General features: G+C 69.8%; 21 protein-coding genes and 2 pseudogenes. All 23 read left to right on the top strand.

What is annotated here, in order from left to right; genetic code table 11:
- Positions 1 to 25: 25 nt before the first annotated feature.
- On the top strand, positions 26 to 1,318 hold the full coding sequence (locus R2D22_RS11935; RefSeq protein WP_318103075.1) for a homoserine dehydrogenase: 1,293 nt from the start codon (positions 26 to 28) through the stop codon (positions 1,316 to 1,318).
- A gap of 6 nt (positions 1,319 to 1,324) precedes the next feature.
- Entirely contained in the window at positions 1,325 to 2,395 is a 1,071-nt protein-coding gene (thrC, locus tag R2D22_RS11930) for a threonine synthase (protein ID WP_318103074.1), read from the top strand.
- Positions 2,396 to 2,665: 270 nt separating this feature from the next.
- Entirely contained in the window at positions 2,666 to 3,583 is a 918-nt protein-coding gene (gene thrB / locus R2D22_RS11925) for a homoserine kinase (RefSeq protein ID WP_318103073.1), read from the top strand.
- A gap of 447 nt (positions 3,584 to 4,030) precedes the next feature.
- Positions 4,031 to 6,022, top strand: a complete 1,992-nt coding sequence (gene rho / locus R2D22_RS11920) for a transcription termination factor Rho (protein WP_318103072.1) — start codon at positions 4,031 to 4,033, stop codon at positions 6,020 to 6,022.
- Between the two features lie 279 nt (positions 6,023 to 6,301).
- Positions 6,302 to 8,044: a trypsin-like serine protease gene (locus tag R2D22_RS11915; protein ID WP_318103071.1), complete on the top strand. Its 1,743-nt coding sequence runs from the start codon at positions 6,302 to 6,304 to the stop codon at positions 8,042 to 8,044.
- 242 nt (positions 8,045 to 8,286) lie between these two features.
- Positions 8,287 to 9,378, top strand: a complete 1,092-nt coding sequence (locus R2D22_RS11910) for an LCP family protein (protein ID WP_318103070.1) — start codon at positions 8,287 to 8,289, stop codon at positions 9,376 to 9,378.
- Positions 9,379 to 9,519: 141 nt separating this feature from the next.
- Positions 9,520 to 9,744, top strand: coding sequence for a 50S ribosomal protein L31 (gene rpmE, locus R2D22_RS11905; protein WP_318103069.1), 225 nt, complete (start codon positions 9,520 to 9,522; stop codon positions 9,742 to 9,744).
- 98 nt (positions 9,745 to 9,842) lie between these two features.
- Complete coding sequence (gene prfA / locus R2D22_RS11900; RefSeq protein WP_318103068.1) at positions 9,843 to 10,919, top strand: peptide chain release factor 1; 1,077 nt, start codon at positions 9,843 to 9,845, stop codon at positions 10,917 to 10,919.
- Positions 10,920 to 10,954: 35 nt separating this feature from the next.
- Positions 10,955 to 11,836, top strand: a complete 882-nt coding sequence (gene prmC / locus R2D22_RS11895) for a peptide chain release factor N(5)-glutamine methyltransferase (RefSeq protein WP_318103067.1) — start codon at positions 10,955 to 10,957, stop codon at positions 11,834 to 11,836.
- Between the two features lie 31 nt (positions 11,837 to 11,867).
- Positions 11,868 to 12,515 carry an L-threonylcarbamoyladenylate synthase gene (locus tag R2D22_RS11890; RefSeq protein WP_318103066.1) on the top strand — a complete coding sequence of 216 codons (648 nt, stop codon included), beginning with the start codon at positions 11,868 to 11,870 and terminating at the stop codon, positions 12,513 to 12,515.
- A complete protein-coding gene (locus R2D22_RS11885; protein ID WP_318103065.1) occupies positions 12,512 to 13,156 on the top strand; it encodes an arsenate reductase/protein-tyrosine-phosphatase family protein in 645 nt (214 codons plus the stop codon). The genes R2D22_RS11890 and R2D22_RS11885 overlap by 4 nt, the downstream gene beginning before the upstream one ends.
- A 91-nt stretch (positions 13,157 to 13,247) precedes the next feature.
- A pseudogene (locus R2D22_RS11880) lies at positions 13,248 to 13,355 on the top strand (protein-tyrosine-phosphatase); the annotation flags it as partial.
- A gap of 91 nt (positions 13,356 to 13,446) precedes the next feature.
- Positions 13,447 to 13,554: pseudogene (locus tag R2D22_RS11875) on the top strand (protein-tyrosine-phosphatase); the annotation flags it as partial.
- Between the two features lie 260 nt (positions 13,555 to 13,814).
- On the top strand, positions 13,815 to 15,086 hold the full coding sequence (locus tag R2D22_RS11870; protein ID WP_318103064.1) for a serine hydroxymethyltransferase: 1,272 nt from the start codon (positions 13,815 to 13,817) through the stop codon (positions 15,084 to 15,086).
- Between the two features lie 117 nt (positions 15,087 to 15,203).
- Positions 15,204 to 16,544 (top strand): MraY family glycosyltransferase, encoded by a 1,341-nt coding sequence (locus tag R2D22_RS11865; protein WP_318103063.1) that lies wholly within the window; start codon positions 15,204 to 15,206, stop codon positions 16,542 to 16,544.
- Positions 16,545 to 16,805: 261 nt separating this feature from the next.
- Positions 16,806 to 17,219, top strand: coding sequence for a Cg1360 family ATP-synthase-associated protein (locus R2D22_RS11860; protein ID WP_318103062.1), 414 nt, complete (start codon positions 16,806 to 16,808; stop codon positions 17,217 to 17,219).
- 225 nt (positions 17,220 to 17,444) lie between these two features.
- The gene (gene atpB / locus R2D22_RS11855; RefSeq protein ID WP_318103061.1) at positions 17,445 to 18,254 is read left to right on the top strand and encodes a F0F1 ATP synthase subunit A; all 810 of its coding nucleotides are present in this window, start codon (positions 17,445 to 17,447) and stop codon (positions 18,252 to 18,254) included.
- 93 nt (positions 18,255 to 18,347) lie between these two features.
- A complete protein-coding gene (gene atpE / locus R2D22_RS11850) occupies positions 18,348 to 18,614 on the top strand; it encodes an ATP synthase F0 subunit C (RefSeq protein WP_024761915.1) in 267 nt (88 codons plus the stop codon).
- A gap of 42 nt (positions 18,615 to 18,656) precedes the next feature.
- A complete protein-coding gene (locus R2D22_RS11845) occupies positions 18,657 to 19,202 on the top strand; it encodes a F0F1 ATP synthase subunit B (protein WP_318103060.1) in 546 nt (181 codons plus the stop codon).
- Positions 19,199 to 20,014: a F0F1 ATP synthase subunit delta gene (locus R2D22_RS11840; RefSeq protein ID WP_318103059.1), complete on the top strand. Its 816-nt coding sequence runs from the start codon at positions 19,199 to 19,201 to the stop codon at positions 20,012 to 20,014. Before R2D22_RS11845 ends, R2D22_RS11840 begins: the two co-directional genes overlap by 4 nt.
- Before the next feature lie 134 nt (positions 20,015 to 20,148).
- Positions 20,149 to 21,744: a F0F1 ATP synthase subunit alpha gene (gene atpA, locus R2D22_RS11835; RefSeq protein ID WP_318103058.1), complete on the top strand. Its 1,596-nt coding sequence runs from the start codon at positions 20,149 to 20,151 to the stop codon at positions 21,742 to 21,744.
- 20 nt (positions 21,745 to 21,764) lie between these two features.
- Positions 21,765 to 22,682, top strand: coding sequence for a F0F1 ATP synthase subunit gamma (locus R2D22_RS11830; protein WP_318103057.1), 918 nt, complete (start codon positions 21,765 to 21,767; stop codon positions 22,680 to 22,682).
- Entirely contained in the window at positions 22,682 to 24,124 is a 1,443-nt protein-coding gene (gene atpD / locus R2D22_RS11825) for a F0F1 ATP synthase subunit beta (protein WP_318103056.1), read from the top strand. The genes R2D22_RS11830 and atpD overlap by 1 nt, the downstream gene beginning before the upstream one ends.
- Positions 24,125 to 24,263: the final 139 nt, after the last annotated feature.

Below are 24,263 nucleotides of genomic sequence, written 5' to 3'. Positions count from 1 at the left end.
GAAGTAGTACGAGAAACGAGGTCGGATGATGCGTACGCGTCCGCTGAAGGTGGCGCTGCTGGGCTGTGGTGTGGTCGGCTCAGAGGTGGCGCGCATCATGACGACGCACGCCGACGACCTCGCCGCGCGCATCGGCGCCCCGGTCGAGCTCGCCGGCGTGGCGGTCCGCCGCCCGGACAAGGTCCGCGAGGGCATTCCCGGCGAGCTCATCACCACCGACGCGACCGCCCTGGTCAAACGGGGCGACATCGACGTCATCGTCGAGGTCATCGGCGGGGTCGAGCCGGCCCGCACCCTCATCACCACCGCCTTCGAGCACGGCGCGTCCGTCGTCTCCGCGAACAAGGCGCTGCTCGCCCAGGACGGCGCGACCCTCTACGAGGCCGCCGACCAGCACGGGCGGGACCTGTACTTCGAGGCCGCCGTCGCCGGCGCCATCCCGCTGATCCGGCCGCTGCGCGAGTCCCTCGCCGGCGACAAGATCAACCGGGTCATGGGCATCGTCAACGGGACCACCAACTTCATCCTCGACGCCATGGACACCTCCGGCGCCGGGTACTCCGAGGCGCTCGACGAGGCCACCGCCCTCGGGTACGCCGAGGCCGACCCGACCGCCGACGTCGAGGGCTTCGACGCCGCCGCCAAGGCCGCCATCCTCGCCGGTATCGCCTTCCACACCCGGGTCCGCCTCGACGACGTCTACCGCGAGGGCATGACCGAGGTCACCGCCGCGGACTTCGCCTCCGCCAAGCGCATGGGCTGCACCATCAAGCTGCTCGCGATCTGCGAGCGGGCCGCCGACGGCGAGTCCGTCACCGCGCGCGTGCACCCCGCGATGATTCCGCTCAGCCACCCGCTCGCCTCCGTCCGCGAGGCGTACAACGCCGTCTTCGTCGAGGCGGAGGCCGCCGGGCGGCTCATGTTCTACGGCCCCGGCGCCGGCGGCTCGCCGACCGCTTCGGCCGTACTCGGCGACCTCGTCGCCGTCTGCCGCAACCGTCTCAACGAGGCGACGGGCCCCGGCGAGTCCGCGTACACGCAGCTGCCCGTGAGCCCCATGGGCGAGGTCGTGACGCGGTACCACATCAGTCTCGACGTGGCCGACAAGCCGGGTGTCCTCGCCCAGGTCGCGACGGTCTTCGCCGAGCACGGCGTATCCATCGATACGGTGCGCCAGCAGGGCAAGGACGGCGAGGCAAGCCTCGTCGTCGTCACCCACCGCGCGCCCGACGCCGCCCTCTCCGGGACCGTCGAGGCGCTGCGCAAGCTCGACACCGTGCGCGGTGTCGCCAGCATCATGCGTGTTGAAGGGGAGTAAGGACCCATGACCACCAAGGGCACCCACCAGTGGCGCGGCATCATCGAGGAGTACCGGGACCGCCTTCCGGTCACGGACACGACGCCGGTCGTCACGCTTCGTGAGGGCGGCACGCCGCTCGTCCCCGCTCAGGTCCTCTCCGAGCGCACGGGCTGCGAGGTGCATCTCAAGGTCGAGGGCGCCAACCCCACCGGTTCCTTCAAGGACCGCGGCATGACCATGGCCATCTCCAAGGCCAAGGAGGACGGCGCGAAGGCCGTCATCTGCGCCTCCACCGGCAACACCTCCGCCTCCGCCGCCGCGTACGCGGTGCGCGCCGGCATGGTGTCCGCGGTGCTCGTGCCGCAGGGCAAGATCGCGCTCGGCAAGATGGGCCAGGCCCTCGTGCACGGCGCGAAGATCCTCCAGGTCGACGGCAACTTCGACGACTGTCTGGACCTCGCCCGCGCGCTGTCCGACAACTACCCCGTCGCGCTGGTCAATTCCGTCAACCCGGTGCGCATCGAGGGGCAGAAGACCGCCGCCTTCGAGATCGTGGACATGCTGGGCGAGGCGCCCGACATCCACGTCCTGCCGGTCGGCAACGCGGGCAACATCACGGCCTACTGGAAGGGGTACCGGGAGTACGCGGCCGACGGCCTCGCCACCCGCACCCCGCGCATGTGGGGTTTCCAGGCCTCCGGTTCCGCCCCGCTGGTGCGCGGCGAGGTCGTCAAGGACCCGTCGACCATCGCCACCGCGATCCGCATCGGCAACCCGGCCTCCTGGGACTACGCGATCGCCGCGCGCGACGAGTCGGGCGGCTTCATCGACGAGGTGACGGACCGTGAGATCCTGCAGGCTTACCGCCTGTTGGCCTCCCAGGAGGGCGTCTTCGTGGAGCCCGCCTCGGCCGCTTCGGTCGCCGGTCTGCTGAAGGCCGCCGCGCAGGGCAAGGTCGACCCGGGCCAGACCATCGTCTGCACGGTCACCGGCAACGGCCTCAAGGACCCCGACTGGGCCGTCGCCGGCGCGCCGCAGCCGGTCACCGTCCCGGTCGACGCCGCCACCGCGGCCCAGCGGCTCGGGCTGGCGTAACATCTGCTCCTGACAGGGCGTCAAACCCCCCAGGAACGTACATAGGCGCACAGGAAGGCTCGCGACACGCATCGTGCGCCTCCTGTGCGCCCTATGTCGCCACAGAACCTTCCTTCGATAGGCTGTACCCAACCCGCCCCGTTGCATATGCGCGGTGTCGTTGCCGTTGTCGCCGCCTCCGGGCCGACGCGGCCCCCGGGTGTCTCAGGTACTTCTCTCGAACCCCCGCACAGACCCATGTAGTCGCAAGTCAAGGAGAGTCATCGAGCGATGGCCGGTCCCGCGTTCCGCGCCGCCGCCGTCCGGGTGCGCGTCCCCGCCACCAGCGCCAACCTCGGGCCGGGCTTCGACGCCCTCGGCCTGTCGCTGGGGCTCTACGACGACATCGTCGTCCGGGTCGCCGATTCCGGTCTGCACGTCGACATCGCCGGCGAGGGCGCCGAGACGCTCCCGCGCGACGAGAGCCACCTGCTCGTACGCTCCCTGCGCACGGCCTTCGACCTGCTCGGCGGCCAGCCCCGCGGCCTCGAGGTCGTCTGCGCCAACCGCATCCCGCACGGCCGCGGCCTCGGCTCATCCTCCGCCGCCATCTGCGCCGGCATCGTCGCCGCCCGCGCCGTGACCATAGGCGGGGACGCCCGGCTCGACGACGCCGCCCTGCTCGAGCTCGCCACCGAGATCGAGGGGCACCCCGACAACGTGGCCGCCTGTCTGCTCGGCGGTTTCACCCTCGCCTGGATGGAGTCCGGCGCCGCGCGGGCGATCACCATGAAGCCCGCCGATTCCATCGTTCCGGTGGTTTTCGTCCCCGGGAAGCCGGTGCTGACGGAGACCGCCCGCGGCCTGCTGCCGCGCACCGTCCCGCACGTGGACGCCGCGGCCAACGCCGGCCGCGCCGCCCTCCTCGTCGAGGCCCTGACCCGCCGCCCCGAGCTGCTGCTCGCGGCCACCGAGGACCGGCTGCACCAGGAGTACCGCGCCCCCGCCATGCCGCAGAGCATCGATCTGGTGAACCGGCTGCGCGCCGACGGCGTGCCCGCCGTCATCTCCGGCGCCGGTCCCACGGTGCTCGCGCTGGCCGAGCCCGGCACCGCCGACAAGGTCGCGCTGCTGGCCGGCGACGGCTGGGCCGCGAACCGACTGGCCCTCGACATGTCGGGAGCGAGCGTCCTGCCGCTCGCCCCGTAGACGAGGGCTCCGCGGATCCGCGTCGGCAGCGGCCTTCGGGCGGCCGCTCCGAACGGCGCGGTCCGCGGACACGAGATTGCCGGTGACGGAGAGGGGGAATGTTTGTTGGAGCCGGTAGTGTTAACCTCAAGTCAGCACCCGGCGCCTTTGTGGCGCGGTGCTGAGTGTCCCCATCAGGGACCACCAATTCTTCCGGGAGCCTCCCCAACTGCCTGAGCAGCCTGCCTGAGCAGTTTCGAGCACGCTCCGGAACCGGCACGACACCCCTCGCTCTTTCCGCGTGAGGGCCGAGCAGGGGGCTCGGGCCGGACCCCAGCACGTTTCTTCTTCCGCCGTACCCGGCGGGACCACCGCCCCGGACACGGTCCACAAGCCAGGACCGCTGCCGGACAGCACAACCGGTCGCCGAGCCAGATGGCCGACGTCCGCTCCAGGGAAGGACCCTTCGTGAGCGACACCACCGATCTGATGGGCGTGACTGCCGACAGCAGTGTCGACAACGCCGCGCCCGCCGCAGGTGCTGCCACTGGCACCACCGCACGGCGCCGCCGCTCCGGCACCGGCCTCGAGGGCATGGTCCTGGCCGAGCTGCAGCAGGTCGCGTCCGGCCTCGGCATCAGGGGCACCGCGCGGATGCGCAAGAGCCAGCTGATCGAGGTCATCAAGGAGGCGCAGGCCGGAGGCGGCCAGGCCCCCGCGAAGTCCGCCGACACCGCGGAGACCAAGCCGAAGCGCCGCGCCACCTCCAAGGCCCGTACGGGCGAGGACGCCGCCGAGTCGGCCGCGCCCAAGGCCGAGAAGGCCGCGCAGCAGCAGATCGACATCCCGGGCCAGCCGAAGCCCGCCGCCTCCGCCGAGGCCGCCGGTGACGAGCAGCCCGCGGGTGAGCGCCGTCGCCGCCGCGCCACCGCCCCGGCCGGCAGCCCCGAGGGCGACGTCAAGGCCGAGGTCAAGGCCGAGACCCGTACCGACGCGCAGCCGGAGGCGAAGGCCGAGGCCGCCGTCGAGGGCGCCGAGGGCCGTGGCCGCCGCGACCGCGGGGAGCGGGGCGAGCGCGGTGACCGCCGCGACCGTCAGCGCGACCGCCGCGACCGTGGCAAGGGCGACGACCAGCAGGGCGGTGGCCAGGGTGGCCAGCGCCAGCAGCGTCAGGGCCAGCAGGGCGGTCAGCAGAGCGGACCGCAGGACGACTTCGACGACGAGGGCGGCCGCCGTGGCCGTCGCGGCCGCTACCGCGACCGTCGTGGCCGTCGTGGCCGTGACGAGTTCGCCGCCGGCGAGCCGCAGGTCTCCGACGACGACGTCCTGATCCCCGTCGCGGGCATCCTGGACATCCTCGACAACTACGCGTTCATCCGGACCTCCGGCTACCTGCCCGGCCCGAACGACGTGTACGTCTCCCTCGCCCAGGTCCGCAAGAACGGCCTGCGCAAGGGTGACCACGTCACCGGCGCCGTGCGTCAGCCGAAGGAGGGCGAGCGCCGCGAGAAGTTCAACGCGCTGGTCCGCCTGGACTCCTCGAACGGCATGGCCGCCGATTCCGGCCGTGGCCGCCCGGAGTTCAACAAGCTGACCCCGCTCTACCCGCAGGACCGCCTCCGTCTGGAGACCGACCCGGGTGTGCTGACCACGCGGATCATCGACCTCGTGTCGCCGATCGGCAAGGGCCAGCGAGGCCTGATCGTGGCCCCGCCGAAGACCGGCAAGACCATGATCATGCAGGCGATCGCCAACGCGATCACCCACAACAACCCCGAGTGCCACCTGATGGTCGTCCTGGTCGACGAGCGTCCGGAAGAGGTCACCGACATGCAGCGGTCGGTCAAGGGCGAGGTCATCTCCTCGACCTTCGACCGTCCGGCCGAGGACCACACCACCGTCGCCGAGCTGGCCATCGAGCGCGCCAAGCGCCTCGTGGAGCTGGGTCACGACGTGGTCGTCCTGCTCGACTCGATCACCCGCCTGGGCCGCGCGTACAACCTCGCGGCGCCCGCCTCCGGCCGCATCCTGTCCGGTGGTGTCGACTCGACCGCGCTCTACCCGCCGAAGCGCTTCTTCGGTGCGGCGCGCAACATCGAGGACGGCGGCTCGCTGACCATCCTGGCCACCGCGCTGGTCGACACCGGCTCGCGCATGGACGAGGTGATCTTCGAGGAGTTCAAGGGCACCGGCAACATGGAGCTCAAGCTCGACCGGAAGCTCGCCGACAAGCGCATCTTCCCGGCCGTCGACGTCGACGCCTCGGGTACGCGCAAGGAGGAGATCCTGCTCGGCAGCGAGGAGCTCGCCATCGTCTGGAAGCTGCGCCGGGTGCTGCACGCGCTCGACCAGCAGCAGGCGATCGAGCTGCTGCTCGACAAGATGAAGCAGACGAAGTCGAACGCCGAGTTCCTGCTGCAGATCCAGAAGACGACCCCGTCGGCCGGCAACAACGACTGACGCGTCGCCCGACAGCGCCTCGGACGCCCTTTCGGGCCGTTCTGACGAGGTATGAGACCGCCCCCGTTACTCCGGTGACGGGGGCGGTCCAGCATTGTACGATCGGCGGGTCGCACGTGGGGGGGGAACACATTTCCGGATGTGCCCATTGAGGCATCACGCCGTCATGCCCTGACACCGTCATGCCCCGACGCAGTGGGGTCACTCGATTCTTCTCTCCTGACGTGTGCGACACATCGATAGGAGAACTGCGTGACTTCTGCTCACCGGAGGGCCCGCGTGGCCCTTCCAGCGGCCGCGGCCGCGCTCGCGCTGGGTGGCGCGGGCCTGACGGCCGTACCGGCCCAGGCGGACGAGGCGCCGCGGCACACCGGTGTCGAGCGCCCGGCCCAGGATTCGGCCGCCGAGCTGCAGGCCCGGGTCGACGGCGCGAAGGCCGTCCTCAAGGCCAAGGCCGAGAAGGAGGGCGCCGAGGCCGGCACCCAGGAGTCCCCGAAGGCGGCGGAGTCGTCCGCCCCGGGCTCGTCGACGATCGACCCGAAGATCATCGGGGGCGTCGACGCCACCATCACGGAGGCCCCGTGGATGGTGCAGCTGTACTACTTCGACGACCGTGGCACCGCGGACTCGGCCGATGACATCGGCTTCTTCTGCGGCGGCACGCTCGTCTCGCCGGCCAAGGTCCTGACCGCCGCGCACTGCGTGGACGGCCTCGACTGGAACAAGAACGGCACCGTCACCGGCGGCACCTCGAAGCTCTTCACCAGCGGTGAGGGCACGACCGTCGGCGTCTGGCGCCAGTGGCGCAACCCCGGGTACTCGGACACCACCCTCAAGGGCGATGTCGCGGTGCTCACCCTCGGGTCGCCGCTGCCGTACAAGCCGATCCAGCCGGCCCAGTACGGCGCCTCGTACGCGGCGGGCACGCCCGGCACCGTGTACGGCTGGGGCCGCACCACCTCGCTCAACGAGGACATCTCGCCGACGCTGAAGAAGGCGACCATCCCGGTCCAGTCGGACGCGACGTGCACCGGCGCGTACGGCTCCGAGTTCGTTCCGGGCGCGATGCTCTGCGCGGGCAACGCGGCCACCGGCCAGGACGCCGGCACGGTCTCGCCGTGCAACGGCGACTCGGGCGGCCCGCTCGTCGTCAACGGGCGCATCGCGGGTGTCGTGTCGTGGGGCGTGAAGGACTGCGTCGCCACCGGCGCGCGCAGCGTGTTCGCGAAGACGGCGACGTACGCCGGTCCGATCAACCACCGGATCGACGACGCCAACCTCAACTTCGACGACAAGGCGGACCTGTTCGCCCGCAACTCGCTGGGCGAAGGCTTCGGCTACCACTCGACCGGCACCTCGCTCACCAACCCCGCCTCGTGGGGCGACTGGCGGGACGCCAACCTGGTGCGCCAGTCGGACCTGAACCGGGACGACTTCCAGGACTTCCTCTACCGGAAGACCAACGGAGAGCTCTGGGTCTTCAGCTACGACGTCGCGACCGAGCAGTGGCTCGACCGCCGCGTCGGCACCGGCTGGTCCGGCTACCGCAACCTCGCGGTCGCCGGCGACCTGACCGCCGACGGTCACCCCGACCTGACGGCCAGCGACTCGGGCGGCACGCTCTACCTGTGGCCGGGCCGCGGCAACGGCACCTTCGGCACCAAGGTCAAGATCGGTGTCGGCTGGGGCAGCTACCAGGTCTACGGCAAGGGCGACTTCACCGGCGACGGCCGTCCGGACCTGCTGGCCCGCGACAGCTCGGCCCGGCTCTGGGTCTACAAGGGCACCGGCAACCCGAGCTGGCCGTTCTCGGCCCGCGTCCAGGTCGGCAGCGGCTGGAACTTCACCGCGTACGCCACCACCGGTGACATCACGGGTGACGGTCACGCCGACTTCCTCGTCCGCGACGCGAACGGTTACCTCTGGGCGTACAAGAGCTCCGGCTCGGCGACGACCCCGTTCGTGACGGCCAACCGGGTCCGTGTCGGCACCGGCTGGAAGTCGTACACCCTCTTCGGCTAGATCCGACAGATTCCGGAGATCTTGGTCACAACCGGACGATCACGGTCTTCAATCCCCGTGATCAGCCCGTGACCTGCGGAAAGACCACTGTGCCCACCGTGCATCGCACGGTGGGCACAGTGCGTCTCCGGCGCTTTCACATCGGTCGCTCACCGAAACCTCACAGGGACACATGCAACCCTTTTGGGTGCCTTGCCGTCACAGAAGGTGACGTGCAGGGCTCCATCGTCCCGAGGAAGACCATGACCGAGCAGAGCAAGAGCGGCCGAATATCCGGCTCCGGGCGCCGCCGCAGGCAGCCCACCAAGGGCCGCCGCGCGGTGACCGCCGTCGCCTGGGGCGCGGCCGCGCTCGTCGCGCTCGGCGGCACCGGACTCGGCTACGTCTACTTCAAGCTCAACGGCAACCTGCAGGGCGTCGACATCAACGCCCAGCTCGGCACCGACCGCCCCGAGAACGTCGACAACGGCTCCATGGACATCCTCGTCCTCGGCTCGGACTCCCGCTCCGGCGACAACGGCGACTACGGCCGCGACGAGGGCACCGCCCGCTCGGACACCGCGATGGTCGTCCACGTCTACGAGGGCCACAGGACCGCCTCCGTGGTCTCCGTCCCGCGCGACACCCTCGTCGAGCGCCCCGACTGCACCGACGCCAAAGGGAAGCGCGTGGCCGGTGAGGACCGGGCCATGTTCAACACCGCGTACGAGGTCGGCGGCCCGGCCTGCGCGGTGAAGACCGTCGAGTCGCTGTCCGGCATCCGCATGGACCACTACATCGAGGTCGACTTCACCGGCTTCAAGAAACTGATCGACGAGCTCGGCGGCGTGGAGATCACCACCACCAAGGCCATCAGGGACAGCAAGAGTCACCTCGACCTGGAGCCCGGCACGCACACCCTCGACGGCGAGCAGTCGCTCGGCCTGGTCCGCACCCGCAAGAGCGTCGGCGACGGCAGCGACCTGGGCCGGATCCAGCTCCAGCAGGCGTTCATCAAGGCCTTCATCGACCAGGTCAAGGACGTCGGCGTCCTCACCAACCCGAAGAAGCTCGTCGACCTCGCCGACACCGCCACCAAGGCGATCACGCCGGACTCCGAGCTGGACTCCGTGGACGAGCTCATGGGCTTCGCCAAGGGGCTGAGCAAGCTCGGTGCCGAGGACGTCCAGATGATCACGCTGCCGGTCGAGTACGACAGGACGGACCCGAACCGCGTCGTCCCGCTGGAACAGGCCGGACAGCAGGTCTGGACGGCCCTCAGGGCCGACCTTCCGATCCCCGCCTCCGCGACGAAGGACGCCGCGAAGGGGCAGGCCGACGGCGTGGTGCGGTAGCCGGGTCGGTACGGAATAGATTCGGCCACCCCCCGGTTTTGGGAGATGCGGCCGGTCCTGGCAGACTGGTACGTCGGCCCCGGTTCACGCATGCGCACCCCGCGCCTGCGACCCGGAGCCCTCCCGAAACTAGGAGACACCTTGAAGCGCGACATCCACCCCGAGTACGTCGAGACCCAGGTCAGCTGCACCTGCGGCGCGTCGTTCACCACCCGTAGCACCCTCACCGAGGGCACCATCCGTGCCGAGGTCTGCTCCGAGTGCCACCCGTTCTACACGGGCAAGCAGAAGATCCTCGACACCGGCGGCCGTGTGGCCCGCTTCGAGGCCCGCTTCGGCAAGGCTGCCGGCTCCGCCAAGAAGTAGCGAGCCACTGCGCCGGTCCTCGGCTGCCCCGGCGTGGGGCGGCCGGGACCGGCGCTTTGCCGTCCCCGTAGCAACTTACGAAAACCCAGGAGCCCCCGATGTTCGAGGCGGTCGAGGAACTGGTCGGCGAGCACGCCGACCTCGAGAAGAAGCTCGCCGACCCTTCGGTCCACGCAGATCAGGCCAACGCGCGCAAGCTGAACAAGCGCTACGCCGAGCTGACCCCGATCGTCGGCACCTACCGCTCCTGGAAGCAGACCGGTGACGACATCGAGACCGCCCGCGAGCTGGCGCACGACGACCCCGACTTCGCCGCCGAGGTGAAGGAGCTGGAGAAGCAGCGCGAGGAGCTGACCGACAAGCTGCGGCTGCTCCTGGTCCCGCGCGACCCCAGCGACGACAAGGACGTCATCCTGGAGATCAAGGCGGGCGCGGGCGGCGACGAGTCCGCTCTGTTCGCCGGCGACCTGCTGCGGATGTACCTGCGCTACGCCGAGCGGATCGGCTGGAAGACCGAGATCATCGACTCCACGGAGTCCGAGCTCGGCGGCTACAAGGACGTCCAGGTCGCCGTCAAGACCAAGGGCGGCAACGGCGCGACCGAGCCCGGCCAGGGCGTCTGGGCCCGGCTGAAGTACGAGGGCGGCGTGCACCGCGTGCAGCGCGTGCCGGCCACCGAGTCGCAGGGCCGCATCCACACCTCCGCCGCCGGTGTCCTCGTGACCCCGGAGGCCGAGGAGATCGACGTCGAGATCCACGCCAACGACCTGCGCATCGACGTGTACCGCTCGTCCGGTCCCGGCGGCCAGTCCGTCAACACCACCGACTCCGCGGTCCGCATCACGCACCTGCCGACCGGCATCGTCGCCTCCTGCCAGAACGAGAAGAGCCAGCTCCAGAACAAGGAGCAGGCCATGCGCATCCTCCGCTCCCGGCTGCTCGCCGCGGCGCAGGAGAAGGCCGAGGCCGAGGCCGCGGACGCGCGCCGCAGCCAGGTGCGCACCGTCGACCGCTCCGAGAAGATCCGGACGTACAACTTCCCGGAGAACCGCATCTCGGACCACCGCGTCGGCTTCAAGGCGTACAACTTGGACCAGGTGCTCGACGGAGAGCTGGACGCCGTCATCCAGGCCTGCGTCGACGCCGACTCGGCGGCCAAGCTGGCCGCGGCCTGAGCCCCGCTTCGTACCACCCAGCCCGGAGGACCAGCGTGCAGTCACCTTCTGGGGGGCGACCCCCAGGCCCCCGCAGTCTGCTGCTTGCCGAAGTGGCCCAGGCCACCCAGCGGCTGGCCGACGCCGGCGTCCCCTCGCCGCGTTTCGACGCGGAGGAACTCGCCGCGTTCGTGCACGGCGTCAAGCGGGGGGAGCTGCACACGGTCAAGGACGCCGACTTCGACGCCCGGTACTGGGAGGCGATCGCCCGCCGCGAGGCGCGCGAACCCCTCCAGCACATCACCGGGCGGGCCTTCTTCCGGTACCTGGAGCTCCAGGTCGGGCCCGGCGTCTTCGTGCCCCGTCCCGAGACCGAGTCGGTCGTCGGCTGGGCCATAGACGCCGTACGCGCCATGGACGTCGTCGAACCGCTGATCGTCGACCTGTGCACCGGTTCCGGCGCGATCGCGCTCGCGCTTGCGCAGGAGGTGCCGCGCTCGCGCGTGCACGCCGTGGAGCTGTCCGAGGACGCGCTGGCGTGGACCAGGAAGAACGTCGAGGGCTCCCGCGTCGAGCTGCACGAGGGCGACGCCCTGGCCGCGCTTCCGGAGCTCGACGGCCAGGTCGACCTGGTCGTCTCCAACCCGCCGTACATCCCGCTCACCGAGTGGGAGTACGTCGCGCCCGAGGCCCGCGACCACGACCCGGAGATGGCGCTCTTCTCCGGCGAGGACGGCCTCGACTTCATCCGCGGCCTGGAGCGCACCGCGCACCGGCTGCTGCGGCCCGGGGGACTGGTCGTCGTCGAGCACGCCGACACCCAGGGCGGCCAGGTGCCGTGGATCTTCAACGAGGAGGCCGGCTGGGTCGACGCCGCCGACCACCCCGACCTGAACAACCGGCCGCGCTTCGCGACCGCACGCAAGGCAATGCCATGACCAAGCACGTGTACGAAGGGGCCCACGACTGATGGCACGGCGATACGACTGCAACGAGGCGACCGACCGTGCGACCGGGCTGCGCGAGGCCGCGTCCGCCGTCCGCCGGGGCGAGCTGGTCGTGCTGCCTACCGACACCGTGTACGGCATCGGCGCGGACGCCTTCAGCTCGGAGGCGGTCGCCGACCTGCTCGCGGCGAAGGGGCGCGGCCGCAACATGCCCACGCCCGTGCTCATCGGCTCCCCGAACACGCTCCACGGCCTCGTCACGGACTTCTCCGAGCAGGCCTGGGAGCTCGTCGACGCGTTCTGGCCGGGTGCGCTGACGCTCGTCGCGCGGCACCAGCCGTCGCTCCAGTGGGACCTCGGCGACACCCGCGGCACCGTCGCGATCCGGATGCCGCTGCACCCGGTCGCGATCGAGCTGCTCACCGAGGTCGGCCCGATGGCGGTCTCCTCCGCGAACCTGACGGGGCACCCGTCGCCCGAGGACTGCGACGCGGCCCAGGAGATGCTCGGCGACTCCGTCTCCGTGTACCTGGACGGCGGTCCGACGCCCGGCATCGTGCCGTCGTCGATCGTCGACGTCACCGGCAACGTCCCGGTGCTGCTGCGGGCCGGCGCGCTCGACGCGGACGAGCTGCGCAAGGTCGTACCCGACCTCGAGGTGGCCAGTTGACCGCCCCTGAGGGGCGTGGCATAGCGGGACCCGAGAGCAGTTCCTTCCGCATCCTCCACGTCAGCACCGGCAACGTCTGCCGCTCGCCGATCACCGAGCGGCTGACCCGGCATGCCCTGTGCGACCGGCTCGGCGACCCGCGGGGCGGCGGCCTGATCGTGGAGAGCGCGGGTACCTGGGGCCACGAGGGCGCCCCGATGGAGGCCAACGCGGAGCTGGTCCTCGCCGACTTCGGCGCGGACGCGACGGGCTTCGTGGGCCGCGAGCTCCTCGACGAGCACGTCATCCGCGCGGACCTGGTCCTCACGGCCACCCGCGACCACCGCGCCCAGGTCATCTCCATGGGCCACTCGGCGGGCCTGCGCACCTTCACCCTGAAGGAGTTCACCCGCCTCGTCCGCGCCATAGACCCGGCAACGCTGCCGGACCCGCTGGGCGACGGCATGGTCGAACGCGCACGCGCCCTGGTCCGCGCCGCCGCCGCTCTACGCGGGTGGCTCCTGGCCCCCAACCCCGAGGCCGACGAGGTCAACGACCCGTACGGGGCCCCGATCACGTTCTTCCGCTCGGTGGGTGAGGAGATCAATGACGCTTTGGACCCGGTCGTGACGGCGCTGACGGGCGTTGCGGCGAAGCGCTGAGCCCGACTCGGCGGCCGGAGGCCGGCGCAGCGGCTCGAAGCCTGGGAGGCCCCTCGGGGCCGAGCGGTGCGAGGGGCGCGTCGGGGATCGGGACCCGTACGGGGCCCCGATCACGTTCTTCCGCTCGGTGGGCGAGGAGATCAATGACGCTTTGGACCCGGTCGTGACGGCGCTGACGGGCGTTGCGGCGAAGCGCTGAGCCCGGCTCGGCGGCCGGAGGCCGGCGCAGCGGCTCGAAGCCTGGGAGGCCCCTCGGGGCCGAGCGGTGCGAGGGGCGCGTCGGGGATCGGGACCCGTACGGGGCCCCGATCACGTTCTTCCGCTCGGTGGGCGAGGAGATCAATGACGCCTTGGACCCGGTCGTGACGGCGCTGACGGGCGTTGCGGCGAAGCGCTGAGCCCGGCTCGGCGGCCGGAGGCCGGCGCAGCGGCTCGAAGCCTGGGAGGCCCCTCGGGGCCGAGCGGTGCGAGGGGCGCGTCGGGGATCGGGACCCGGTGGTGACGGCGCTGACCGGGGTGTCCGCCAAGCGGTGAGCCGGGTGGCCCGTGTGGGTCAGGGTGGGCCACGGACGGCGGAGAAATCGGGGGGAACATCGGGCAAACACGTCCGTACGTGCCTACATTGGATCTGAAGCCCAGCCCACGCCTGGAGCCACAGATGCCGGTCACCGCCCTCCCCGCAGACGTGCCTGTTTCCTCGTACGGTCCGGATCTCGACGTCCTGCGCAGGCAGGACCCGGAGATCGCCGACGTGATGCTCGGGGAGGTCCGCCGGCAGCAGGACTCGCTGCAGCTGATCGCCGCCGAGAACTTCACCTCGCCCGCCGTCCTCGCCGCGCTCGGCTCCCCGCTGGCCAACAAGTACGCCGAGGGCTACCCCGGCGCCCGCCACCACGGCGGCTGCGAGTACGTCGACGCCGCCGAGCGGATCGCCGTGGACCGCGCCACCGCGCTCTTCGGCGCCGAGCACGCCAACGTGCAGCCGCACTCCGGCTCCTCCGCCGTGCTCGCCGCGTACGCTGCCCTGCTGCGCCCCGGCGACACCGTGCTCGCCATGGGGCTGCCGTACGGCGGCCACCTCACCCACGGCTCACCGGCGAACTTCTCCGGCCGCTGGTTCGACTTCGTGCCGTACGGCGTCGAACCCGACAGCGGGCTCATCGACTACGAGCAGGTCCGCGAGCTCGCCCGCGGCCGCCGCCCGAAGGCGATCGTCTGCGGCTCGATCTCCTACCCCCGGCACGTCGACTACGCGCTGTTCCGGGAGATCGCCGACGAGGTCGGGGCGTACCTCATCGCCGACGCGGCCCACCCCATGGGCCTGGTCGCCGGGGGCGCGGCGCCGAGCCCCGTGCCGTACGCCGACGTGGTCTGCGCCACCACGCACAAGGTGCTGCGCGGACCGCGCGGCGGGATGATCCTGTGCGGCTCCGAGCTCGCCGAGCGGATCGACCGGGCCGTCTTCCCGTTCACCCAGGGCGGCGCGCAGATGCACACGATCGCGGCCAAGGCCGTCGCCTTCGGGGAGGCGGCAACGCCGGCGTTCACCGCGTACGCCCATCAGGTGGTGGAACACGCCCAGGTGCTCGCCGCCGCGCTCGCCGCGGAGGGCTTCGCGGTCACCACGGGCGGCACCGACACCCACCTCATCACCGCCGACCCGGCGCCGCTGGGCGTCGACGGCCCCACCGCGCGGGCCCGTCTCGCCGCCGCCGGTCTGGTCCTGGACACCTGCGCCCTGCCGTACGGCGACGGCCGCGGCATCCGGCTCGGCACCGCCGCCGTCACCACCCAGGGCATGGGCCCGGCCGAGATGGCGCGGATCGCGATGTTGTTCACGCTCGCCCTCGACGAAGATCCGGAACGTACGGCTCGGGTACGTGCGGAAGTACGCGATCTGGCCGGTCGATTTCCCCCGTATGGCCGGTAGTCGGCCGTCTTCGGCACCCCCCGGGAACCGTTCGCGCGGACCGTATGTCCTCAACCACATGGGTGGCACGGCTAGGGTGTGGGGCTGAGATGGCCAGCGATTCCTGTGGGGCAGCCCGTGCGTGATTACCTGCTGACGCTCTGTGTCACGGCCGCGGTGACCTATCTGCTGACCGGTCCGGTGCGGAAGTTCGCCATCGCGACCGGGGCGATGCCGGAGATCCGCGCACGCGACGTACACCGAGAACCGACACCGCGGCTCGGTGGCATCGCCATGTTCTTCGGCCTGTGCGCGGGCCTGCTGGTCGCGAGCCACCTGGCGAACCTCAGCAGTGTCTTCGAGCTCTCCAACGAGCCCCGCGCGCTGCTCTCCGGCGCCGCCCTGATCTGGCTGATCGGCGTCCTGGACGACAAGTTCGAACTGGACGCGCTGATCAAGCTGGGCGCGCAGATGATCTCCGCCGGCGTGATGGTCATGCAGGGTCTGACGATCCTGTGGCTGCCCATCCCCGGCGTCGGCACGGTCGCCCTCACGCAGTGGCAGGGCACCCTGCTGACCGTCGCCCTGGTGGTGCTCACCATCAACGCGGTGAACTTCGTGGACGGCCTGGACGGCCTCGCCGCCGGCATGGTCTGCATCGCCGCCGCCGCGTTCTTCCTGTACGCGTACCGGATCTGGTACGGCTACACGATCGAGGCCGCCGCCCCCGCGACGCTGTTCGCCGCGATCCTCATGGGCATGTGCCTTGGCTTCCTGCCGCACAACATGCACCCGGCGCGGATCTTCATGGGCGACTCCGGCTCGATGCTGATCGGCCTGATCCTCGCCGCCTCCGCGATCTCCATCACCGGTCAGGTCGACCCGGACGCGCTGAAGATCTTCGAGGGTTCGACCCGGCAGGCCACCCACGCGGCGCTGCCCGTCTTCATCCCGCTGGTGCTGCCGCTGACCATCATCGCGATCCCGATGGCGGACCTGATCCTGGCGATCGTCCGCCGGACCTGGAACGGCCAGTCGCCGTTCGCGGCGGACCGCGGCCACCTGCACCACCGGCTCCTGGAGATCGGGCACTCGCACAGCCGGGCCGTCCTGATCATGTACTTCTGGTCCGGGCTGATCGCCTTCGGGACGCTCGCGTACTCGGTGCACTCGGCGTCGGGGTGGATCGTGATGGTCATCGTCGCGCTCAGCGCGATCGGTCTGGTGCTGCTCCTGCTGCCGCGGTTCACGCCGCGCGCCCCGCGGTGGGCGGAGTCGTTCGTGCCGCCGCGCTACCGCCGCCGCGGCCGTACGGAGGAGGCCGTTCCGGCCGTCGCCGGTGCCGCCGAGGTCCACCCGGTGGAAGCCGAGACTCCGGCGGAGGAGCGCGTTCCGGTGCCGGCCGGGGTCAACGGCGCTACCGCCATCGGCCACCGTTCGCGCTTCACGGATCGGCGTAAGGCCGGAACGCCGAGTTGACGAAAACCGCAGGCGGGGTCAATACCAGACAAAGGGCCCCGCTGTCGCGCACACACGCGCGCGGTCACTCTCATGTGTGACAGTCGGCACACGTGCGGGTAAAGACCTCATCAAATAGTTTGTGATACCGTTCACGAGACCCGGCGACAGTGCCGAAGGACCGTAGTGCGACGGTTCGTTGGCCCCGAGACCCACCTCGGACCGGGCTTACGCTCGTCCCTGACGACACCATCGCCCCCACCAGCAAGCGGAGACACCGCCATGCCGTCCAACGACGCACGCATCCTTCTGTCCGCCGCCATTCCCGCAGCGGCCGCCGGCGCCATCGCCACGGTCATCAGCGGAGTGGTCGCCGGCGGAGAGGGTGCGATCGGCGCCGTCCTGGGCACCGCGCTCGTCATCCTCTTCATGGGAATCGGGATGGTGGTGCTCCAGAAGACGGCCAAGTCGCTGCCGCACCTGTTCCAGGCCATGGGGCTGCTGCTCTACACGGCCCAGCTGCTGCTGCTCTTCGTGGTGATGGCGCTGCTCAAGAACACCACGTGGTTCGACTTCAAGGCTTTCGCCTTCACCCTGCTCGGCGTGACCATCATCTGGATCGCCGCGCAGGCCCGTGCCTACATGAAGGCCAAGATCCTTTACGTCGACCCCAAGAACTCGGGGTCGTCGTCGTGAGGAGTAGGGCCGGGATAAAGCCGTGTTCGGCTTCCTGCTATCGTCCGGTGCCAACTGCGGCACTGCGGGCGCGGGCATCCGAGCTGACGCCTGTCCCAGCGCGAGGCTCGAAGCCGAACCGCCGCCCCCTTATCCGTAAGACCAGTCCAGTGCCGACCCGCGGCTGCGTGCCGCGCCGACACAACGAGGTTGCCGTACCTATGCGCCACGCTGAAGGAGCCCGCGGTGAGTGCTGACCAGACGCTTGCCTTCGACCCGGATTGCCACATCTTCTCTGGATGTGGCTTCCCGGCGCCGGGCCTGCACACGTTCATGTACGAGCCCATCGGCACGGTGGCCGGCATCGAGATCACCAAGCCGATGCTGCTCGCCGTCCTCGGCTCCATCGTGGTCGTCGGGTTCTTCTGGGCCGCTTTCAACAAGCCCAAGCTGATCCCGGGCAAGATGCAGATGGTCGGCGAGGCCGGTTACGACTTCGTGCGCCGCGGCATCGTCTACGACATCATCGGCAAGAAGGACGGCGAGAAGTACGTCCCCTTCATGGTGTCGCTGTTCTTCTTCGTGTGGATCATGAACCTCTGGTCCATCATCCCGCTCGCCCAGTTCCCGGTCACCTCGCTGATCGCCTTCCCGGCCGGTCTCGCCCTGATCGTGTACATCCTCTGGGTCTCGCTCACCTTCCGGAAGCACGGCTTCGTGGGCGGCTGGAAGAACATCACCGGCTACGACAAGTCGCTCGGCCCGATCCTGCCGCTCATCGTGGTTCTCGAGTTCCTCTCGAACATGCTGATCCGGCCCTTCACGCACGCGGTCCGACTGTTCGCGAACATGTTCGCCGGTCACCTGCTCATCGTGATGTTCTCGCTCGCCACGTACTACCTGATGAACGGCCTCGGCTTCGTCTACGCCGGCGCCTCCTTCGCGATGGTCATCATCATGACCGCGTTCGAGCTCTTCATCCAGGCTGTCCAGGCGTACGTCTTCGTCCTCCTGTCCTGCAGCTACATCCAGGGCGCGCTCGCCGAGCACCACTGAGCCGGCCCCGGCCCAGCAGCTTCACCCCCGAAACCAGCAGTCGTCCGGTGGCCAACCCCCATCGGGTCATTGAACAGAGAAGGAAGTAACGGCATGTCCGCTGCTCTCGACATGATCAACCTCGCCGCCGAAGGTGGCAGCGCCAAGACCAACGTCGTCGGCAACGTCGCCTCGATCGGTTACGGCCTCGCCGCGATCGGCCCCGGCGTCGGCGTCGGCATCATCTTCGGTAACGGCACGCAGGCGCTCGCCCGCCAGCCCGAGGCCGCCGGTCTGATCCGCACCAACCAGATCATGGGCTTCGCCTTCTGTGAGGCGCTCGCCCTCATCGGCATCGTCATGGGCTTCGTCTACCAGTAAGCCCGGACCGACAGCCCGAACCTTTTTACGGAAGGCACTGATGTGAACGCCCTGCTTCTTGCGCAGGCGGAGGAGCCCCAGCCTCCTCTGATTCCGCATCTTGACGAGCTCGTCATCGGCCTGATCGCCTTCGTCATCGTCTTCGGCTTCCTCGCCAAGAAGCTCCTCCCGAACATCAACAAGGTTCTGGACGAGCGCCGCGAGGCCATCGAGGGTGGCATCGAGAAGGCCGAGTCGGCCCAGATCGAGGCCCAGAGCGTGCTGGAGCAGTACAAGGCCCAGCTCGCCGAGGCCCGCCACGAGGCTGCGCGTCTTCGCCAGGAGGCGACGGAGCAGGGCACCGCTCTCATCCAGGAGATGAAGGCGGAAGGCCAGCGGCAGCGCGAGGAGATCATCGCGGCCGGTCACGCCCAGATCGAGGCCGACCGCAAGGCGGCGTCCGCGGCGCTGCGTCAGGACGTGGGCAAGCTCGCCACCGACCTGGCCGGCAAGCTGGTCGGCGAGTCCCTCGAGGACACCGCCCGCCAGAGCCGCACGATCGACCGCTTCCTCGACGAGCTCGAGGAGAAGGTCGAGGCCGTCCGATGAATGGAGCGAGCCGCGAGGCACTGGCCGCCGCACGCGAGGCCCTCGACGCGCTGACGGACAACACGTCCGTGAACGCGACGACGCTCGCCGACGAGCTGGCCGCCGTCACCACGCTGCTCCACCGTGAGGTGTCGCTGCGTCGGGTCCTCACCGACCCGGCCCAGGCCGGCGAGGCGAAGGCCGAGCTCGCGCAGCGACTGCTCAACGGTCAGGTGGGCGGCACGACCGTCGACCTGGTGTCCGGCATGGTGCGTTCCCGCTGGTCCCAGTCCCGCGACCTGGTCGACGCCGTGGAGGAGCTGGCGAACATCGCCGACCTCACCGCGGCGCAGCAGGCCGGCGCGCTGGACGACGTCGAGGACGAGCTGTTCCGGTTCGGCCGGATCGTCACCTCCAGCCCCGAGCTCCGCTCGGCGCTGACGGACAAGGCGGCCACCGCCTCCGCCAAGGGCGAGCTGCTGCGCAGCCTGCTCGGCGGCAAGGCGAACGTCACCACCGAGCGACTGATCGTCCGACTCGTGACCCAGCCGCGTGGACGTAGCCTGGAACAGGGACTCGACTCCCTGTCCCACCTGGCCGCGGCGCGCCGGGACCGCATGGTCGCGGTCGTCACCTCCGCGGTGCCGCTGTCCGACCAGCAGAAGCAGCGCCTCGGCGCCGTACTCGCCAAGCTGTACGGCCGCCAGATGCACCTGAACCTGGACGTGGACCCGACGGTCCTCGGCGGGATCTCGGTGCGGGTGGGCGACGAGGTCATCGACGGCACGATCGCGGACCGCCTCGCCGAGGCGACCCGCCGACTGGCCGGCTGACGGCAGCAGCCACCCAACTCAACAAGCATCACCAGCGGCCCGGTTGGGCCGTGCACATTGCAGAAGATTCCTGGGGGTCGGCCCCCAGACCCCCAAGAAAACTTCGGGCCCAACAAGGAGAGCAGGGAACCCAGATGGCGGAGCTCACGATCCGGCCGGAGGAGATCCGGGACGCGCTGGAGAACTTCGTCCAGTCGTACCAGCCGGACGCGGCCTCGCGCGAGGAGGTCGGCACGGTCAGCCTGGCCGGCGACGGTATCGCGAAGATCGAGGGTCTTCCCTCGGCCATGGCGAACGAGCTGCTGAAGTTCGAGGACGGCACCCTCGGTCTCGCCCTCAACCTCGAGGAGCGCGAGATCGGTGCGATCGTCCTCGGCGAGTTCAGCGGCATCGAGGAGGGGCAGTCGGTGCAGCGCACCGGCGAGGTCCTCTCCGTCGGCGTCGGTGAGGGATACCTGGGTCGCGTCGTCGACCCGCTCGGCAACCCGATCGACGGTCTCGGCGAGATCGCGACCGAGGGCCGCCGCGCCCTCGAGCTGCAGGCGCCCGGCGTCATGCAGCGCAAGTCGGTCCACGAGCCGATGGAGACGGGCTACAAGGCCGTCGACGCCATGACCCCGGTCGGCCGTGGTCAGCGTCAGCTGATCATCGGTGACCGTCAGACCGGCAAGACCGCGCTGTGCATCGACACGATCATCAACCAGCGTGACAACTGGCGCTCGGGCGACCCGGAGAAGCAGGTCCGCTGCATCTACGTCGCCGTCGGCCAGAAGGGCTCCACCATCGCGTCCGTGCGCGGCGCCCTGGAGGAGGCCGGTGCGCTCGAGTACACGACGATCGTCGCCGCCCCGGCGTCCGACCCGGCCGGCTTCAAGTACCTGGCGCCGTACACCGGTTCCGCCATCGGTCAGCACTGGATGTACCAGGGCAAGCACGTCCTGATCGTCTTCGACGACCTGTCGAAGCAGGCCGACGCCTACCGCGCCGTGTCGCTGCTGCTGCGCCGCCCGCCGGGCCGTGAGGCCTACCCGGGTGACGTCTTCTACCTGCACTCGCGTCTCCTCGAGCGTTGCGCGAAGCTGTCGGACGACCTCGGTGCCGGCTCGATGACCGGTCTGCCGATCGTCGAGACCAAGGCCAACGACGTCTCGGCGTTCATCCCGACCAACGTCATCTCCATCACCGACGGCCAGTGCTTCCTGGAGTCCGACCTGTTCAACGCCGGCCAGCGCCCGGCCCTGAACGTCGGTATCTCCGTCTCCCGTGTCGGTGGCTCCGCCCAGCACAAGGCGATGAAGCAGATCTCCGGTCGCCTCCGTGTGGACCTCGCCCAGTTCCGTGAGCTGGAGGCCTTCGCCGCCTTCGGTTCCGACCTGGACGCGGCCTCGAAGGCGCAGCTGGAGCGCGGTCAGCGCATGGTCGAGCTGCTGAAGCAGGCTCAGTACCAGCCGATGCCGACCGAGAACCAGGTCGTCTCCATCTGGGCCGGCACCACCGGCAAGATGGACGACGTCCCGGTCGTCGACATCCGTCGCTTCGAGGCCGAGCTGCTGGCGTACCTCCGCCAGAACAACTCGGGTCTCATGACCTCCATCCGTGAGGGCGGCAAGATGTCGGACGACACGCTGCAGGCCGTCGGCGACGCCATCGCGGAGTTCAAGAAGCAGTTCGAGACGTCTGACGGCAAGCTGCTCGGCGAGGACGCTGCCGCCGTCAACGTCTCGAAGTGACGACGGAAGGGACCTGACTCATGGGAGCGCAGCTCCGGGTCTACAAGCGTCGCATCAAATCCGTCACCGCGACGAAGAAGATCACCAAGGCGATGGAGATGATCGCCGCCTCGCGTGTCGTCAAGGCGCAGCGCAAGGTACAGGCGTCGACTCCGTACGCGACCGAGCTCACCCGTGCGGTGACGGCGGTGGCCACGGGTGCGAGCGACAAGCACCCGCTGACCAACGAGGCTGAGAACCCGACCCGCGCCGCGGTCCTGCTCCTCTCGAGCGACCGCGGTCTGGCCGGCGCCTTCAACTCCAACGCCATCAAGGCGGCGGAGCAGCTGACGAGGAAGCTGGAGAGCGAGGGACGCGAGGTCGACATCTACGTCGTCGGCCGCCGCGGCATCGCGCACTACAACTTCCGTGAGCGCAAGCTCGCCGACTCGTGGACCGGTTTCACGGACCAGCCGGAGTACGCGGACGCCAAGAAGGTCGCGGCGCCGCTGATCGAGGCGATCGAGAAGGACTCGGCCGAGGGCGGCGTGGACGAACTCCACATCGTCTACACCGAGTTCGTCTCGATGATGACGCAGACGGCGGTCGAGGCCCGGCTGCTGCCCCTCAGCCTCGACGAGGTGGCGAAGGAGGCGGGCGACGCCGACGCGCTGCGTCCGCTGTACGACTTCGAGCCGTCGGCGGAGGACGTCCTCGACGCCCTTCTGCCGCGCTACGTCGAGAGCCGGATCTACAACGCGCTGCTCCAGTCGGCTGCTTCCAAGCACGCCGCCACGCGCCGCGCGATGAAGTCGGCCACCGACAACGCGGGAGAGCTCATCACGAACCTCTCCCGACTTGCCAACGCGGCCCGACAGGCCGAAATCACCCAGGAAATCAGCGAGATCGTCGGTGGCACCGCAGCCCTGGCCGACGCGACCGCGGGGAGTGACAAGTAATGACGACCACTGTTGAGACGGCCGCCGCCACGGGCCGCGTCGCCCGGGTCATCGGCCCGGTCGTCGACGTGGAGTTCCCCGTCGACGCGATGCCGGAGATCTACAACGCGCTGAACGTCGACGTGCCGGACCCGACCGAGGAGGGCGCGACGAAGACGCTGACCCTCGAGGTCGCGCAGCACCTCGGTGACGGCATCGTCCGCGCCATCTCGATGCAGCCCACCGACGGTCTGGTCCGCCAGGCCCCGGTGACCGACACGGGTTCCTCGATCTCGGTCCCGGTCGGCGACGTCACCAAGGGCAAGGTGTTCAACACCCTGGGCGAGGTCCTCAACGAGGACCCGGCCACGGTCGCGGACGCCGAGCGCTGGGGCATCCACCGCAAGGCCCCGGCCTTCGACCAGCTCGAGTCCAAGACCGAGATGTTCGAGACCGGCCTGAAGGTCGTCGACCTTCTCACCCCGTACGTCAAGGGTGGAAAGATCGGTCTGTTCGGTGGTGCCGGTGTCGGCAAGACCGTTCTGATCCAGGAAATGATCATGCGTGTGGCGAAGCTGCACGAGGGTGTGTCGGTCTTCGCGGGCGTCGGTGAGCGTACCCGTGAGGGCAACGACCTCATGGTCGAGATGGAGGAGGCCGGCGTTCTCGACAAGACCGCGCTGGTCTTCGGCCAGATGGACGAGCCCCCGGGCACCCGTCTGCGCGTCGCCCTGGCCGGTCTGACCATGGCGGAGTACTTCCGCGATGTGCAGAAGCAGGACGTGCTGTTCTTCATCGACAACATCTTCCGCTTCACCCAGGCCGGTTCCGAGGTCTCCACGCTGCTGGGCCGCATGCCCTCCGCCGTGGGTTACCAGCCGAACCTCGCGGACGAGATGGGCATCCTGCAGGAGCGCATCACCTCGACCCGTGGTCACTCGATCACCTCGATGCAGGCGATCTACGTCCCCGCCGACGACCTCACCGACCCGGCGCCGGCGACCACCTTCGCCCACCTCGACGCGACGACGGTTCTCTCCCGTCCGATCTCCGAGAAGGGCATCTACCCGGCCGTGGACCCGCTGGACTCCACGTCCCGGATCCTGGACCCGCGCTACATCGCGCAGGACCACTACGACGCCGCCATGCGCGTCAAGGGCATCCTGCAGAAGTACAAGGACCTCCAGGACATCATCGCGATCCTCGGTATCGACGAGCTCAGCGAGGAAGACAAGCTCGTCGTGCACCGCGCGCGTCGTGTCGAGCGCTTCCTGTCCCAGAACACCCACGCGGCGAAGCAGTTCACCGGTGTGGACGGTTCGGACGTTCCGCTGGACGAGTCGATCGCCGCGTTCAACGCGATCTGCGACGGCGAGTTCGACCACTTCCCGGAGCAGGCCTTCTTCATGTGTGGTGGTCTCGAGGACCTCAAGAAGAACGCCAAGGAGCTCGGCGTCTCCTGAGCCTCGTGCTCGTCCGAGGGGGCGGGTCCGCCCCGCCCCCTCGGAACGCCACCTGCGGTACCCCCGGGTTCACCCCCGGGGTTGCGGGCTCCCGCGCCTCGGCGCGGGACGCCCGACTAGACTTTGACCCAACACCCGG

This window comes from Streptomyces sp. HUAS YS2, from assembly GCF_033343995.1.
GTDB classification, from domain to species: Bacteria; Actinomycetota; Actinomycetes; order Streptomycetales; family Streptomycetaceae; genus Streptomyces; species Streptomyces solicathayae.
This window is presented reverse-complemented; position numbering and strand designations above follow the sequence as displayed.